At 33.5% G+C, this 15,938-nt stretch carries 15 protein-coding genes; 13 read left to right on the top strand and 2 right to left on the bottom strand.

What is annotated here, in order from left to right; translation table 11 throughout:
• Positions 1–157: 157 nt before the first annotated feature.
• Entirely contained in the window at positions 158–2,551 is a 2,394-nt protein-coding gene (locus RH81_RS06660) for a TonB-dependent receptor (RefSeq protein ID WP_033959182.1), read from the bottom strand.
• A gap of 208 nt (positions 2,552–2,759) precedes the next feature.
• Here RH81_RS06660 and RH81_RS06655 point away from each other — a divergent pair, with 208 nt between their 5' ends.
• Positions 2,760–3,122, top strand: a complete 363-nt coding sequence (locus RH81_RS06655; RefSeq protein ID WP_033959181.1) for a CoA-binding protein — start codon at positions 2,760–2,762, stop codon at positions 3,120–3,122.
• On the opposite strand, the gene RH81_RS06650 is transcribed toward RH81_RS06655, so the two are convergent.
• Positions 3,109–4,587, bottom strand: a complete 1,479-nt coding sequence (locus RH81_RS06650; RefSeq protein WP_033959179.1) for a sodium:solute symporter — start codon at positions 4,585–4,587, stop codon at positions 3,109–3,111. The genes RH81_RS06655 and RH81_RS06650 overlap by 14 nt on opposite strands.
• A 149-nt stretch (positions 4,588–4,736) precedes the next feature.
• Between RH81_RS06650 and RH81_RS06645 the strand changes: the two genes are divergently transcribed.
• The 12 genes from RH81_RS06645 (at position 4,737) to ftsY (ending at position 15,936) form a co-directional block, all read left to right on the top strand.
• Positions 4,737–7,718: a T9SS type A sorting domain-containing protein gene (locus RH81_RS06645; RefSeq protein WP_033959177.1), complete on the top strand. Its 2,982-nt coding sequence runs from the start codon at positions 4,737–4,739 to the stop codon at positions 7,716–7,718.
• 81 nt (positions 7,719–7,799) lie between these two features.
• Entirely contained in the window at positions 7,800–8,417 is a 618-nt protein-coding gene (gene recR, locus RH81_RS06640) for a recombination mediator RecR (protein ID WP_033959175.1), read from the top strand.
• 13 nt (positions 8,418–8,430) lie between these two features.
• Positions 8,431–9,537 (top strand): glycosyltransferase family 2 protein, encoded by a 1,107-nt coding sequence (locus RH81_RS06635; RefSeq protein WP_033959351.1) that lies wholly within the window; start codon positions 8,431–8,433, stop codon positions 9,535–9,537.
• A gap of 80 nt (positions 9,538–9,617) precedes the next feature.
• Positions 9,618–10,949, top strand: coding sequence for a dihydrolipoamide acetyltransferase family protein (locus tag RH81_RS06630; RefSeq protein ID WP_033959173.1), 1,332 nt, complete (start codon positions 9,618–9,620; stop codon positions 10,947–10,949).
• Positions 10,950–11,126: 177 nt separating this feature from the next.
• Positions 11,127–11,903, top strand: coding sequence for a 3'-5' exonuclease (locus RH81_RS06625; RefSeq protein ID WP_033959171.1), 777 nt, complete (start codon positions 11,127–11,129; stop codon positions 11,901–11,903).
• Between the two features lie 25 nt (positions 11,904–11,928).
• Positions 11,929–12,540: a fumarylacetoacetate hydrolase family protein gene (locus tag RH81_RS06620; protein WP_033959170.1), complete on the top strand. Its 612-nt coding sequence runs from the start codon at positions 11,929–11,931 to the stop codon at positions 12,538–12,540.
• Positions 12,541–12,882 (top strand): hypothetical protein, encoded by a 342-nt coding sequence (locus RH81_RS06615; protein ID WP_033959169.1) that lies wholly within the window; start codon positions 12,541–12,543, stop codon positions 12,880–12,882.
• Entirely contained in the window at positions 12,882–14,129 is a 1,248-nt protein-coding gene (locus RH81_RS06610; protein WP_033959168.1) for a competence/damage-inducible protein A, read from the top strand. The genes RH81_RS06615 and RH81_RS06610 overlap by 1 nt, the downstream gene beginning before the upstream one ends.
• Before the next feature lie 80 nt (positions 14,130–14,209).
• Positions 14,210–14,446 carry a 50S ribosomal protein L28 gene (rpmB, locus tag RH81_RS06605; RefSeq protein WP_033959166.1) on the top strand — a complete coding sequence of 79 codons (237 nt, stop codon included), beginning with the start codon at positions 14,210–14,212 and terminating at the stop codon, positions 14,444–14,446.
• A gap of 27 nt (positions 14,447–14,473) precedes the next feature.
• Entirely contained in the window at positions 14,474–14,656 is a 183-nt protein-coding gene (rpmG, locus tag RH81_RS06600) for a 50S ribosomal protein L33 (protein WP_033959164.1), read from the top strand.
• Positions 14,657–14,663: 7 nt separating this feature from the next.
• The gene (locus RH81_RS16740; protein ID WP_008271041.1) at positions 14,664–14,816 is read left to right on the top strand and encodes a DUF4295 domain-containing protein; all 153 of its coding nucleotides are present in this window, start codon (positions 14,664–14,666) and stop codon (positions 14,814–14,816) included.
• A 145-nt stretch (positions 14,817–14,961) separates the two neighbouring features.
• Positions 14,962–15,936: a signal recognition particle-docking protein FtsY gene (ftsY, locus tag RH81_RS06595; RefSeq protein ID WP_033959163.1), complete on the top strand. Its 975-nt coding sequence runs from the start codon at positions 14,962–14,964 to the stop codon at positions 15,934–15,936.
• Positions 15,937–15,938: the final 2 nt, after the last annotated feature.

Below are 15,938 nucleotides of genomic sequence, written 5' to 3'. Positions count from 1 at the left end.
AACTCAATGCATTACACTGATTATCAATTTTTAACATAATCTCATAAAAAAACCCGAAGCTTTTGGGCTTCGGGCTGTAGCATTTAATAACCAAACTTAACACTAACCATCAACTATTATGTAGGCTATTAAATGTACGATCATTTAAGTCTTCGAATTATAAAAATCCACCACTTCCAGATTTATCGCTGTTATCTCTGTTTTTACGTTTTAAAGCTCTGTATTTTCCACCACCAAATCGATAGGTTAATCCAACTCTCCATGTGTTGCTTTCACCGTTAAACTCTCCTTGTTGAGGATAAGGTCTTTCTCCTTCAAACTCAAACTTCATAGTATTAAAAATATCATTGTAACTAAAACTAAAGGTTGCTTTGTCTTCTAAGAATTTGTAACGTAAACCAGTATTTACTAATACCATAGGTTGTCTTTCAAATTGTAAACTTTTTTGTTCACCTCTATACATTCCAAATAGTGAAAAGCTTAATTTTTTAGTAGCTTTAAAATTGTTATTCATCCTGAAATTGAAAGATGTATTATCTATTTCAACATTAGTTGGTATAGAACTGACATCAACTATACCTTTTACAGTGTTAAAATATAATTCTGCACTGGCATTAATACTCCACCATTTTGTTGCTTTGTAATTGCTAGATATTTCAGCTCCATAAGCTGTATTGCCATCAAAATTGCCAAAGCTTAACAATAGTCTGTCTCCTGTTGGATCTAGCGGGTCTACACTAACAGTACGACTAATTTCATCATCTATTACTCGGTAGAATACACCACCAGTAATACTACCATTGCTAAGTTGTTTAGTGTAATTTGCTTCAATCGAGTTTGTAAATTGCTGTTTTAATTCTGCATTACCAACAGACGTAATTCTAGGAGTACTCCATTCGCGAATTGGATTAATTTGACCTAAACCAGGTCGATCTACACGACGACTTAAACTCAATTGATAAGAGTTTTTTTCAGAAGGGTTATAAGTGAAAAACGCTGAAGGATAAACACTAAATTGATCATCTTTAAACTGAGCATCATTAGAACCTGTTTGCGCAAAATCAGCCTGAACCTCATATTGCTCTATTCGAGCTCCAATTTGATACGACCATTTTTCGAAGGTTTTTCCATAGGTAGCATAAAATGAATATATACTTCTTTCATACTCATAATTAGAATTTGCTCCAAATGTATTTGTCGTATTATATATGTTGTCGGAATTATTAATACGGTATTCGGCACCTAATTCAAGCTTAGATTTATCAGACAAAGGATTCTCATAATCTAAATTAATTTGAGTATTATCTCTTTTGTTTTCAACTAAATCAATGTAGTTGGAATTGTCAGAAAAATTGAAAGCTGCACTTTCATCACTGTCAAATGTACTATAATCACCTTCTATACTTATGGAGTGCCCTTCTTTGCTAAAGTCATGTTTATAAGTGGTATTGTAAGTTGAGGTATTATTATCATTAGTGTTACTGAAATCTTGACGAAATATAGGATCGTTATTTGATAGATTTCTAATGTCTGTAGAACCAGATCCTTTTCCGTCATATATGTTTTGATTAGTATATACTGAAAAGGTGTTATTATCATTAATATAATAGTCTACACCTACTTTAAACAAGTGCGATTTATTATTATTTCCAAAATTAAATATCTGCTTACTGTCATTATCAAATCGCTCTATAAATCCATAGTTATCCCTTTTTCCAATATTGTTACCATAATTACCATAAAAATTAAATTTACCGTTGCGATAATTCATATCGATTGAGCTATTAAAATTGGCATTTATTTCCTTTTGCAGTCCTAAATTGAGGTTTCCGTTAAATCCTTGAATGGTGCTTTTGTGGAGTATAATATTGATAATACCACTCATGCCTTCAGGATTGTATTTTGCTGAGGGGTTGGTAATTAATTCTACACTCTTTATTGATGTTGAAGGAATTTGTTTTAGTAATTGCGCTGCAGAGACGTTAGTTGGTTTTCCGTCAACCAAGACACGTACGTTTGGATTACCTCTTAGGCTAATAGCACCATTTTGGCTATCAACACTAACAGAAGGTAAATTATTCATGATGTCACTAGCTGTAGCACCTTGAGTTGTCAAATCTTTACCAATTGTAATAACTTTTCTATCGACTTTTTGACGAATTGTAGTGACTTCAGCAACGACAGTTACTTCATCTAAGCTAGCAATGTCTTCTTCAAGATAAATATCACCAATATTAATTTTGTAGTTTCCTTTTCCTATAATAATTGTTTTTGTTGCTGTTTTGAAACCAATATACTGAACACTTAGTATTACAGTGCCTGCAGGAATTTTTTCGATTTCGAAAGAACCATCTTCTTTGGTGATTCCACCAGTAAGGATGTTGTTCTCTGAATCCTTTATAATAACATTTACGTAGGGAAGGGGTTCATTAAGCGAAGCATCAATAACACGTCCTGAGATCGTGCCTTCTCTTGCTGCTGCGGTTTCTGTGGAGTTTGCATATGATAATACAGAAAGTAGGAGCATACACAGTAATGTGACTTTTTTCATTTTTTGATTGATTGATTGATTGATTGATTTTAAATAATTATTCTTTTCAGAATAGGTTGTTACACCATAGACGTTTATTTTTGAGTTGTGTTACTGCTTTTAACATTCATTAACACGTTTTTAACAAATGCCTCCAGATTGATTAACAAAAATCACTTTGGAAAGCATATATTTTGATTGGAATGTTTTCAATATTAATTCACTATTAATGAATAAAAAAACTTTAGTTATAGGTGCATCTTTAAAGCCACAGCGATATTCAAATATTGCCATCAATAGATTAGTGAAATATAGTCAGGAGGTAGTCGCTTTTGGGTTAAGAGAAGGTACAGTTGCAGGTATTGAAATAGATACTGATTTAATGCCTTACAAAGATGTGCATACAATTACCCTCTATTTAAATCCTGAGCGTCAAAAAGCGTATTATGATTATATTATTTCGTTGATGCCAGAACGTGTAATTTTTAATCCAGGAACGGAAAACACCGAGCTTCAAAACTTATTAAAACAAAATAATATCTTTTTTGAAGAGGCTTGCACTCTAGTTTTATTAGGAACTAACCAATACTAGTTTCAGTTTTCTTTGTTATAAATAGTAAACCTAAAAAGGTTAATAAGCCATTTACTATTAGAATTTCAAAACCAATTTTGTATCCATTTAATAATTCTACAGAGTAGAAATTAATTAAATAAGAAAGCAATGGAGCTACTATAGCAATAATCCAGACATACCTATCTTTAATGTGCTTTTTGGTTAGAATACCAAAGGCAAATAGACCAAGTAAAGGTCCATAAGTGTATCCTGCAGCTTTAAATAATTCCCAAATAACAGAGACATCTTTAAATAAAAGGTCAAACAAAATTATTACGAGAACGAGGATAAAGCTAAAAAGGATGTGTATTTGCTTGCGGACTCTTTTTTGATTTTGTTTTGGTTTTTTATCTAATTCAATAATATCAATACAAAAAGAAGTCGTTAGAGACGTAAGCGCACTATCGGCACTACTATAAGCAGCAGCAATTAATCCTAATAAAAAGAATGCTGAAGTCACTACTCCAATTTCAGGAAGCATGGCAATTGTTGGGAACAGATCATCTTTTTTAGCTGTAATTCCATGTAGTTCTGCATATTGAGTTAATAGTAATCCTAATGCTAAAAACAGAATGTTTACAAAGACTAAAATAACACTGAAACTTACCATGTTTTTTTGAGCATCCTTTAAGTTTCTGCAGGTTAAGTTCTTTTGCATCATATCTTGGTCTAAACCAGTCATAGTGATCGTTATAAATATACCAGCAAGAAAACTCTTTATAAAATATTGTGGATCATTTCCATCTCCAAAAAAGAACACCTTACTAAGCTTACTGTCTGTAACATTAGTATAGACTTCTGAAATACTGTTTAAATCTAAGGCGCTAGCTAAAAATGATATGGCAACAACTACTGAAACTAACATGAATAATGTTTGAAGTGTATCAGTAAATATGATAGTTTTAATTCCGCCTCTAAACGTGTATAACCAAATAAGTGCAATGGTAATCATAACAGTTACTGGAAATGGAATGGTATAATTTCCGTAAATATAGATGTTGTCAAAAATGAGTAACTGCAATACTTTAGCGACCAAAAACAACCTAAAAGCAGCTCCAACTGTTCTAGATATTAAAAAAGCTACAGATCCAGTTTTATAACTTGTATTACCAAACCGTTCCTTAAGATAAGTATATATCGACGTTAAATTCATTTTGTAATAGAGAGGAAGCAATACATAGGCTATAATGAGGTACCCGAAAAAGTAACCTAATACCACTTGGAAATAACCAAACTGTTTGACTTCAACTGCTCCAGGAACTGAAATAAATGTTACTCCAGATAGCGAAGCTCCAATCATTCCAAAAGCAACTAAATACCAAGGAGCTGATTTGTTGGCCTTAAAAAAAGCTTCGTTAGAGTCTTCTTTTCCTGTGAAATATGAAATTAAAAAAAGAACACCAAAATAGGCAAGGATTAATAAAATAATGGCGTTTGTCGACATAATTAGTGTTTTAACAGATTTAATTTTTGAAAACCTTATATTTACAAAAAAAATTGTAAACAATAATAAGTATTTTATTATAAAAAAACTTGTTTTCTAGCATATAGAATACACCGTTGTTTATTCTAGTTTACCAAAAATAATTTAAAATGAAAAATTACTATCTCCTCATTGCTTTTTTAGTAACAGTTACAATGTCTTGGTCGCAGGAACATAGGGAAATGATTGCTAAAGGAACCTACACTGTGCAAGAAATTCAACAAAGTGCAGAAGCTTATTTTACTCAAGTTGGTACAGAACGCGGAAAAGGATACAAACCATACAAGCGTTGGGAATATCAAGCATTGCAGGATATGGATGAAAACGGAATGTTGCCAACTCCAGAATTCTATTTCAATGAACTAGAAAACTACAACGCTTTAATCAATGAAAATTCGGGAGAAGCAAGAACAACAGTTGGTACTTGGGAACCTTTAGGCCCAGATTATTGGAATCAAACTGCTGGATGGAATCCTGGAGTAGGTCGTATAACTTCTGTTGCTGTCGAACCTGCTAATCCAAATCATATGATTGTTGGTGCAAATACAGGTGGTGTTTGGAGATCAATTGATGGAGGTGCAAATTGGACAGTCCTTACGGATAATTTATCTACACTTACTGTGAGTGCACTCGCTATGGATCCTACAAATTCATCTACATATTTTTGGGGTTCTACAGGAGGAACAATTTTAAAATCAACTGATTCTGGTACGACTTGGAATTTTTATTCCGACACTGGTGGAGGAACAGTTAATAAAATACTTATAGATCCAACCAATACAAATAAAATGTATTCTTCGGTAGAAGGTGGTGGAATTTATAAATCTATTGATGCTGGTCTAAATTGGACTATAATTAATGGTAACGCAACTAATGGTTATGACATAGAGTTTAAACCAGGTGATACAAATACAATTTATGCGTCTGGAAATGAGTTTTATGTATCTACAGATGGAGGAGTAACATTTGGAGCTCCCGATACCTTGACCCAATGGACTCAAGAGTATCTTACTGGTTCTAATAATTGGACAACAACTGGATCGAATCAAGATAATACAGTTACACCAAGAACAGGAAACGGTATGGCCATTTGTTACATTGGAAATTTTTCATCGCCTGTAACAAATTTAGTGACTCCATCTTTAGACCTGTCAGGAGCAACTAATCCAGTATTAAGTTTTTCATTTACCAATGTAAACTGGGGAGGAGATTTAGATACATTAAAAGTTTTGTACAAAACCTCTGCTGGAGATGCTTGGACAGAATTAGCAAATTATGTGACCGAATCAACTGCATGGAATAATATTACTATAAATCTTCCTACTTCGAGTTCAGATTTTTACATAGCATTTGAAGGAACTGCAAATTATGGTCGCGGACTAACCCTAGATGATGTTTCTATAGTAGATCCTACATTAGGTATTGTTTTTCAAGATGGTTTTGAAAATTTATCAAATTCGTTTTCTAGCGGACCAAAAATGATTGGTGTTTCAGCAAATGATCCAAGTGTTGTTTATGTACTTGAAGCTTCAGGAGGTACGTTTGGAGGTTTTCATAAATCAATCGATAGCGGAAATACATTCATTCAGTTAGATCATGCAGGTAAAAATTATTTCGGTTACAGTTCTACTGCAAGTGATAATTCAGGTCAAGCACCTCGAGATATGGATATTGCTGTTAATCCTCAAAATGCATTGGATGTTCACATAGCAGGTGTTTTATCATGGCGTTCTACAGATGGTGGAGTTAATTTCGATATTACATCTCAATGGGTGCCTCAAACTGCGGCTGGTCAAGGAATTGGTTATTGCCATGCAGATATTGATATTATGGAATTTATTGGAAATGACACTGATGGTTATAAATTATATGTCGGTAGTGATGGAGGTATTTTTGTTGCAGACAATCCTCTTAATGTATCAAGTTCTTACTATAGAGATTTAACTACAGGATTAGCAATTAAACAGTTTTATAAAATTGGAATTAGTCAAACTGATCCGGTTGTGGTAACTGGAGGCTCACAAGACAATGGGTCTTCTGTTTTAGGTGCTAATGGAATTTGGAAAGATTGGCTTGGTGCTGATGGTATGGAGTCGTTTGTAGATAAGGACAATAATGATATCCTTTATGGAACATCACAAAACGGTACACTTTATAAATCGTTTAGTGGAGGTAATGCTACAAATGGAATTGGTTCTCCTGATGGTAAAACAGGAAACTGGATAACACCTTTCGAGCAAGATCCAAATCAGTCTAATGTGATTTATTCAGGTTATGATGAAGTGTATAAGTCTACTAGTGGAGGCGGAGGCTGGGTGTCAATTTCACAAAATTTTGGTGGCAACCTTAATCATTTAAAAATTGCGCCTAGTAACAGTGTTTATATGTATGCAGCCAGAGGAAATAGTTTATATAAAACAGAATCAGGTGGTATACTTGGTAATTGGGATCAATTATCAGGATTTACGGGTTCTATTAATTCGATTGCAATACATCCAACAGATCATAATAAGATAGCTATTGCAACTACAGGATCAGATAAAGTTTATGTGTCTACTAATGGTGGAGATACTTGGAATTCATATTTATTTAATTTGCCAAATTTTAGTGCACGTGCATTAGTTTGGGAAAATAATGGTAAAGATGGTTTGTATCTAGGTATGAATTACGGTGTATTTTATATAGACAATACATATACTGATTGGCAACCATTTAGTAATAACCTTCCTAACGTTATTATTAGTGAACTTGAAATAAATACTGCAGATAATATGGTTTATGCAGGAACATACGGTAGAGGACTCTGGCGTTCTAATCTTTTCGATCCAACATTAAGTGTTGAAGACTTTGAATTGAATAGTATTTCAATGTATCCTAATCCTGCAAAAAATCAAGTTAGTTTATCTTGGAACAAAGGCGAACAAGTATCTGTTAAAGTATACAATTCATTAGGTAAGATGATGTATTATACTAAAAAACAGAGCTTATTAGATCCTTTAAATATTGATACGTCTCAATACAATTCGGGATTATACTTTGTTTCTATTAATACTATCAAAGGTGTGGTCACCAAAAAACTTATTATTGAGTAGACTGCATACAAACAAAATAAAAGCCATTTTCTATTTGAAGGTGGCTTTTTTAGCTTCATATTAAATTGTAATTTCGCAATTATGGAATTTTCTTCAAAATTACTTGAAAATGCAGTCAACGAAATGTCTCAATTACCAGGTGTTGGTAAACGAACGGCATTGCGTTTAGTACTTCATTTATTGCGACAGCCAGAATCTCAAACCCTGAATCTTGCTGAATCATTAAGTGCTATGCGAAGTAAAATAAAGTTTTGCGAAAGTTGCCATAATATTAGTGATGTCGATCTTTGTGAGATTTGTGCTAATCCACATCGTGTAAAAGATACCATTTGTGTTGTTGAAGATATCAGAGATGTTATGGCCATTGAAAACACAAGTTCGTTTCGTGGACAATATCATGTATTGGGTGGAAAAATTTCTCCAATGGATGGGATTGGTCCAAATGAACTTAATATTAAATCATTAGTAGACAAAGTAAAACAGGGCCGAGTAAGTGAGCTTATTTTTGCACTGGGTTCTACAATGGAAGGTGATACAACCAATTTCTATATATACAAACAGATACAAGAATACAATGTTATAACATCAACAATTTCTAGAGGTATTTCTGTTGGAAATGAATTAGAATATACTGATGAGGTTACTCTAGGTAGAAGTATTATTAATAGAATTCCGTTTGAAGCATCCCTAAAATCCTAATCGCTATTTGAATTTGAAATTATCCGTAATCATATTAAACTATAATGTGCGCCATTTTTTAGAGTTATGTCTAAAAAGTGTTGAAGCGTCATTAATTAATATTGATGCCGAAATTATAGTGATTGATAACTTGTCTTCAGATGATAGTTGTGATATGGTGAAGACCTTGTTTCCGAAGATAAAACTTATAGCAAATAAAGAAAACTACGGGTTTTCAAAAGGAAATAATATTGGTGTTGTTCAAGCTAAAGGCGACTATGTTTGTATTTTAAATCCTGATACCGTTGTTGCAGAAAACACTTTTGAAAAACTACTTCAATTTGCCGACAAACAAACAAACCTTGGGATTTTAGGATGCAGACTCATTGATGGTCAAGGACGATTTTTGCCAGAAAGCAAACGAAACGTGCCAAGACCAATGGTTGCTGTCAAAAAAATGTTGGGCTTTCCAAAATCATACTATGTGTCTAATCTAGATGAAAAAGGTGTAGGAAGTTCTCCAGTATTTGTTGGTGCCTTTATGATAATGAAAAGAGAAATATATAATCAAGTTGGAGGATTTGACGAAGATTATTTTATGTATGGAGAAGATATTGATTTATCTTATAAAGTAGAACAAGCTGGATACAGTAATATATATAATGGTAATGCTACTATAATTCATTATAAAGGGGAAAGTACACTTAAGGATCAAACTTATGCAAACCGATTTTATGGAGCAATGCAGATTTTTTACACTAAGCATTTTAAGTCTAATTTTATTTTTGATGCCTTAGTGTGGTTCGGAATTAAATTAGGACCAATGTTGCTAAAAACATCAGGAGAAATTCAGGATAATCCTAAACATTTCGTCTACATTGGCTTAGATCATAAATCTTCAATTGAGAAACTCATAAAGCAAGAACTAGTTTGCTATTCTCAAATAGAAGCCTATAAGGATGATACAGAATACATTTTAGACAATAATCACCTAAGTTTTAGGTCAATCATCGAAATCTTATCCAATACGCCTAAAAATTGTACTGCGACATTCAAAATTCTACCAAAAAATTCTAACTTTATCATCGGAAGTAATAGCTCTAAAAGTAGAGGAGCTGTTATGCAACTCAATAATAATTAATTGAAAAAATCGCAACGATTGTATTGATTTTTCATTAATTTTGCAATCGTTAAACGAATAATTGACGCTAGATTACAGATATGGCAAAATTTGAACTAAAGCTTCCTAAAATGGGAGAGAGTGTTGCTGAAGCAACAATAACATCTTGGTTAAAAGAAGTAGGTGATACTATTGAAGCTGATGAGGCAGTATTAGAAATTGCGACAGATAAGGTTGATAGTGAGGTGCCTAGTGAGGTTGATGGTGTTTTAATCGAAAAATTTTTCGATGTAGATGACATCGTTCAAGTAGGTCAAACCATAGCTGTTATAGAAATCGCTGGTTCTGATAGTGGTTCAAACGAAGCACCAAAAGCTGAACCTGCAAAAGTAGAGGCTAAAGATGCTCCTGCTGTTGCTGAAGTAGCTAAAACAGTTGTAGCTGCAAAAGAAACTGCTGCGCCAATTGTGAATTCTGGAGAGCGTTTTTATTCGCCTTTAGTAAAAAACATGGCAAAACAGGAAGGAATTTCTCAAGCCGAATTAGATAGTATTTCAGGAACAGGAAAAGAAGGACGTGTCACTAAAAATGACATGTTAACATATATAGAAAATAAAGGTTCACAACCTCAAATTGCTGCTGCAAAAAGTGAAGAAGCTCCAAAAGCTGCTCCGATAAAAGCAGTAGAATCAAAACCAACTCCTACTCCTGTAATGGCAAGTGGTGATGATGAAATTATTGAAATGACCAGAATGGGCAAGCTTATTGCGCATCACATGGTTGAGTCAGTTCAAACATCTGCACATGTACAAAGTTTCATTGAAGCAGATGTGACTAAAATCTGGAATTGGCGTAAGAAAGTTAAAGATGAATTCTTTAAACGTGAAGGTGAAAACCTAACGTTTACTCCTATATTTATGGAAGCCATTGCGAAAGCATTACGTGATTTCCCAATGATGAATATTTCTCTACAAGGAGATACCATCGTTAAGAAAAAACATATCAATTTAGGTATGGCTGCCGCTTTAGGGAATGGTAACTTAATTGTTCCTGTAATTAAAGATGCAGATCAACTTAATTTGGTTGGTATGACTAAAAAAGTTAATGATTTAGCAACACGAGCTAGAGATAATAATTTAAAACCTGATGATATTCAAGGAGGAACTTATACAGTAACTAATGTAGGTACCTTCGGAAGTATTATGGGAACACCAATTATTAATCAACCACAAGTTGGAATATTAGCACTTGGTGCTATTAGAAAAGTACCTGCTGTTGTCGAAACTCCAGAAGGTGATTTTATAGGTATTCGATACAGAATGTTCTTATCTCACTCTTACGATCATAGGGTCGTAAATGGAGCTCTTGGAGGACAATTTGTAAAAGCTGTAAAAGATTATTTAGAAGCTTGGGATTCTAATAGAGAAATCTAAAAAATTCTGCTAAGACAGAAATTTCATATATAAAGTAGAAAAGCACAATCTTAAAATTGTGCTTTTTTTGTTTCTATTCACTAATTATTGAGTTCAGCTAATTAGAATGTTTTATTCCGTAAACCAAAATCCTCTTTTCCACATATTCTAATTACCTTTGTAAAAAAGCAATTACTAATGCAACTCAATCTCACAAAACCCATTTGTTTTTTCGATCTAGAAACGACAGGAATTAATATCACTAACGACCGAATTGTTGAAATCTCAATCCATAAGGTGCATCCTGATGGAAAAGAAGAAACGTATACGCAGCGTGTGAACCCAACGATTCCAATTCCATATGTGGTTACTCAGGTTCATGGAATTTCTGATTCAGATGTGGCAGATAAACCAACCTTTAAAGAGATTTCTAAAGAGGTGCATGCAATGATTAAAGATTGTGATTTAGGTGGTTTCAATTCTAACCGTTTTGACATACCATTACTCGCTGAAGAAATGCTACGTGCTGAGGTTGATTTTGATATGAAAAACACACAATCTATCGATGTGCAAACCATTTTTCATAAAATGGAACAACGTACATTAAGTGCAGCTTATAAATTCTATTGTGATAAAAATCTTGATAATGCACATAGTGCTGAAGCTGATACAATTGCAACCTACGAAATTTTGAAAGCACAATTAGATAGATATGAAGACCTAGAAAACGATTCTAATTTCTTAGCGGAGTTTAGCTCACGTAAAAAGTTTGCAGATTTCGCTGGATTTATTGGGTATACTAAAGAAGGTGTAGAATGTTTCTCTTTTGGAAAGCATAAAGGAAAACTAGTGACAGAGGTCCTTGAAAAAGAACCTGGTTATTTTGGTTGGTTGCTTAATGCGGATTTTCCATTGTATACCAAAAAGGTGCTAACTGCAATTAAATTAAGAGCCTTCAATAATAAATTACAATAAACCTAACCTTCAAATTTACCTTAGCATGAAATTGATTTGCATTGGTCGAAATTATACAGAGCACATCAAAGAACTGGAGAATGAAAGGCCTTCAGATCCTGTGGTGTTTTTAAAACCAGATACTTCAATTTTATTAAAGAAGCAACCGTTTTTTATTCCAGACTTTTCTGAAGATGTACATCATGAGGTAGAAATATTAGTCAAGATTAATAAGGTTGGAAAACATATTTCAAAAAAATTCGCACATAAGTATTATGATTATATAGGTTTAGGGATCGATTTTACCGCTCGTGATTTGCAGTCAAAGTTAAAAGCTAAAGGTTTGCCTTGGGAAAAGGCGAAAGCCTTTGATGGCGCAGCTGTGATAGGAGAGTGGTTGCCAAAACTAGATTTTGAAGATGTTAATAATATCAACTTTAGTTTGCGTAAAAATGAAACCATTGTGCAAGAGGGAAATACAAGTTTGATGTTGTATAAAATTGACGATATCATCGAATATGTCTCAAAATATTTTACTTTAAAGATTGGAGATATTATATTTACGGGAACTCCTGCTGGAGTTGGCAAAGTTATTGCTAATGATAAATTAAAAGGATTTATAGAAGACAAGCAAATGTTTTCAATAACAGTAAAATAAATGGAACAACATTATAAATTATACAGAGTACGTGAATTGGCTGATAATGACGAAGATTTCGTTGCTGCACTTGCAGCAGCATTTCTAGAAGAAGTCCCAGTTGATGCAGAACGTTTGAAAATAGCAGTCGCTGAGCAAGATTTTTACAATACCTATCAAGCTGCGCATAAGATGAAGCCAACTATAGATTTGTTCGAACTTGGTGTGCTTCAGGACCTTATCACAGTTCAAGATTGGGGAAAACTTGAAAAAGCAGGAGAAGACTGTTCTAAAGAATTACAATTGGTATTAACTGCAGTAGAGAATGTAACTGCAGAAATTAAGCAAGACTTCAACTTATAATGCTAGCAGAAATAATTACAATTGGTGATGAGATTCTCATTGGTCAAATTGTGGATTCTAATTCGGCCTTCATTGGAAAGCAATTAAATAAAATTGGTGTTTCAGTGTACCAGATTACATCTGTTCAAGATGATAGAACTCATATTTTAAAATCATTAGCAGAAGCTGAAGCTAATGCCGATATTGTAATTCTTACAGGTGGTTTAGGGCCAACAAAAGACGATATTACCAAAAAAACAATTGCAGACTATTTTGATGATACTTTAACTGAAGATATTTCGGTTAGAAAAAACATTGAACACCTATGGGAGGTGTTTGTAAAAAAACCTGTGACTCAAGTTAATTTGGATCAAGCTTTAGTGCCTTCAAAGGCTAGTGTTTTAATGAATAAATATGGAAGCGCTCCAGGTATGTGGCTTGAAAAAAACAATACTGTTTTTATATCTCTGCCAGGAGTTCCTTATGAGATGAAGTCATTAATTACAGATGAAGTCCTTCCGAAATTGAGAGCAAGTTTTAAGTTACCATTCATTCAACATAAAACATTTTTAACTTATGGTTTAGGTGAAAGTTCACTAGCTGCACGTATCGAATCTTTTGAAAACCAATTACCAAACTTTATTAAATTGGCCTATTTGCCGAGCTTAGGTCGTGTACGTTTACGATTATCAGCTAAAGGAAATGATAAGACGGTTGTTGAAGCTGAAATGCAAAACCAAACCGATTTGCTATTACCTCAAATAGAAGATATTTTTGTAGGCTTTGAACAAGACTTGTCTATTGAAGCAGTTATAGGTAAGCAACTGACAGAAACTGGAAAAACAGTTGCGACAGCTGAAAGTTGTACAGGTGGCTTAATTGCCGAACGCTTTACTACAAATGCAGGTGCTTCAAAATATTTTAAAGGCAGTATCGTCAGTTATACAAAAGAGATTAAGGTTAATGTTCTAAAGGTTTCCGAAGATATAATTAACAAACATTCTGTTGTTAGTGCAGAAGTTGCTGAAGCTATGGCGAAAAATGCATTGCAAATAATGCATACAGATTATGCAATTGCCACAACTGGCAATGCTGGTCCAACAAAAGATGATACTGAGGAAGGTTTAGGAATTGTGTACATAGCTATCGCAACAAAAGACAAGGTGTATTCTGAACAGTTTAGCTTTGGAAACCATCGTGTTAAAGTGATAAATAAAGCTGCAAACAAAGCCTTTGAAATGCTACAAAAAGAAATTTTAAAAAAGTAACACTTTTAGTTTGTTGATATTGTAAAGATTTACTAAATTTGCACCCTGTTTTAAAATAACATAATTAAAGTCAGAGAGAAATGTCAAGAGTTTGTGAACTTACAGGAAAAAAAGCGATGGTTGGAAACAACGTGTCGCATGCAATGAATAAAACGAAGCGTAAATTTAATGTTAACTTAATAAAGAAACGTTTCTATCTTCCTGAAGAAGATAAGTGGGTTACTTTAAAAGTGTCTACTTCAGCATTAAAGACTATCAATAAACTTGGTATTACTGCTGTAATAAAGGAAGCGAAATCCAAAGGATTTTTAAAATAATAGCATAACGCGTTAAATACACGTAAAATGGCAAAAAGAGGAAATAGAATACAGGTAATACTAGAATGTACAGAGCACAAAGAATCTGGGCAACCAGGTACGTCTCGTTACATTACAACAAAAAATAAAAAGAATACGCCAGATAGAATGGAGATTAAGAAATTTAATCCAATCTTAAAGCGTATGACAGTTCATAAAGAGATAAAATAATTAAGTCATGGCAAAGAAATCAGTAGCATCATTACAAACAGGATCTAAAAGACTTACAAAAGCGATCAAAATGGTAAAGTCACCAAAAACAGGCGCTTATATGTTTGTGGAGTCAGTAATGGCACCAGAGTTTGTCAATGATTTTTTAAACAAAAAATAATTTAGACATTTTTAGTCTAAATAGGAACTGCTTTCAAATTTGAAAGCAGTTTTTTTATGTCTATATTTGAGCAGTATTCTGCCATTATAGCAGTACAATAATTTCGGCTCGACATTTGACCAGTATTTACAAATAAGAATTACGAATGAGTTTTTTTAAAAAAATATTTTCTTCAGAAAAAAAAGAAACCTTAGACAAAGGTTTAGCGAAATCTAAAACAACTTTTTTTTCAAAATTAAATAAAGCAGTTGCAGGAAAATCTAAAGTTGACGATGATGTCTTAGATAACTTGGAAGAAATCCTTGTAAGTAGTGATGTAGGCGTAAATACAACCCTAAAGGTTATTGGACGTATTGAAGAACGCGTTTCAAAAGACAAGTATTTAGGGACTTCTGAATTAAATCAAATTTTAAGAGATGAAATAGCTGGCCTCTTATCTGAAACTAATTCAGGTGAAGATACCGATTATGTTATTCCTGAATTGCCAAAACAGGCAGATGGTTCTAAAACACCTTATGTATTAATGGTTGTTGGTGTTAATGGTGTTGGTAAAACAACAACTATTGGGAAGTTAGCATACCAGTTTAAGAAGCAAGGCTTTAATGTCGTTCTTGGAGCTGCAGATACATTTAGAGCAGCAGCAATTGATCAACTTCAAGTTTGGGCAGATCGTGTTGATGTGCCAATGATAAAACAAGAAATGGGTAGTGATCCGGCAAGTGTAGCTTTTGATGCCTTACAGTCTGGTGTTAATCAAAATGCAGACGTTATTATAATAGATACAGCAGGTCGCTTACACAACAAAGTGAATTTAATGAACGAGTTGACCAAAGTGAAACGTGTCATGCAAAAGGTAATTGTTGATGCACCACACGATGTTCTTTTAGTACTTGATGGTTCTACTGGTCAAAATGCATTTGAACAAGCTAAACAATTTACGGCTTCAACCGAAGTGACGTCACTAGCAGTTACTAAACTTGATGGTACTGCCAAAGGTGGTGTTGTGATTGGAATTAGTGACCAATTTAAAATTCCTGTGAAATATATTGGTGTTGGTGAAGGTATCGAAGATTTACAAGTATTTAATAAGTACGAGTTTGTAGACTCTTTCTTTAAGTAGTA

The organism is Psychroserpens jangbogonensis (assembly GCF_000797465.1).
In the GTDB taxonomy this organism is placed as follows: Bacteria; Bacteroidota; Bacteroidia; order Flavobacteriales; family Flavobacteriaceae; genus Psychroserpens; species Psychroserpens jangbogonensis.
This window is presented reverse-complemented; position numbering and strand designations above follow the sequence as displayed.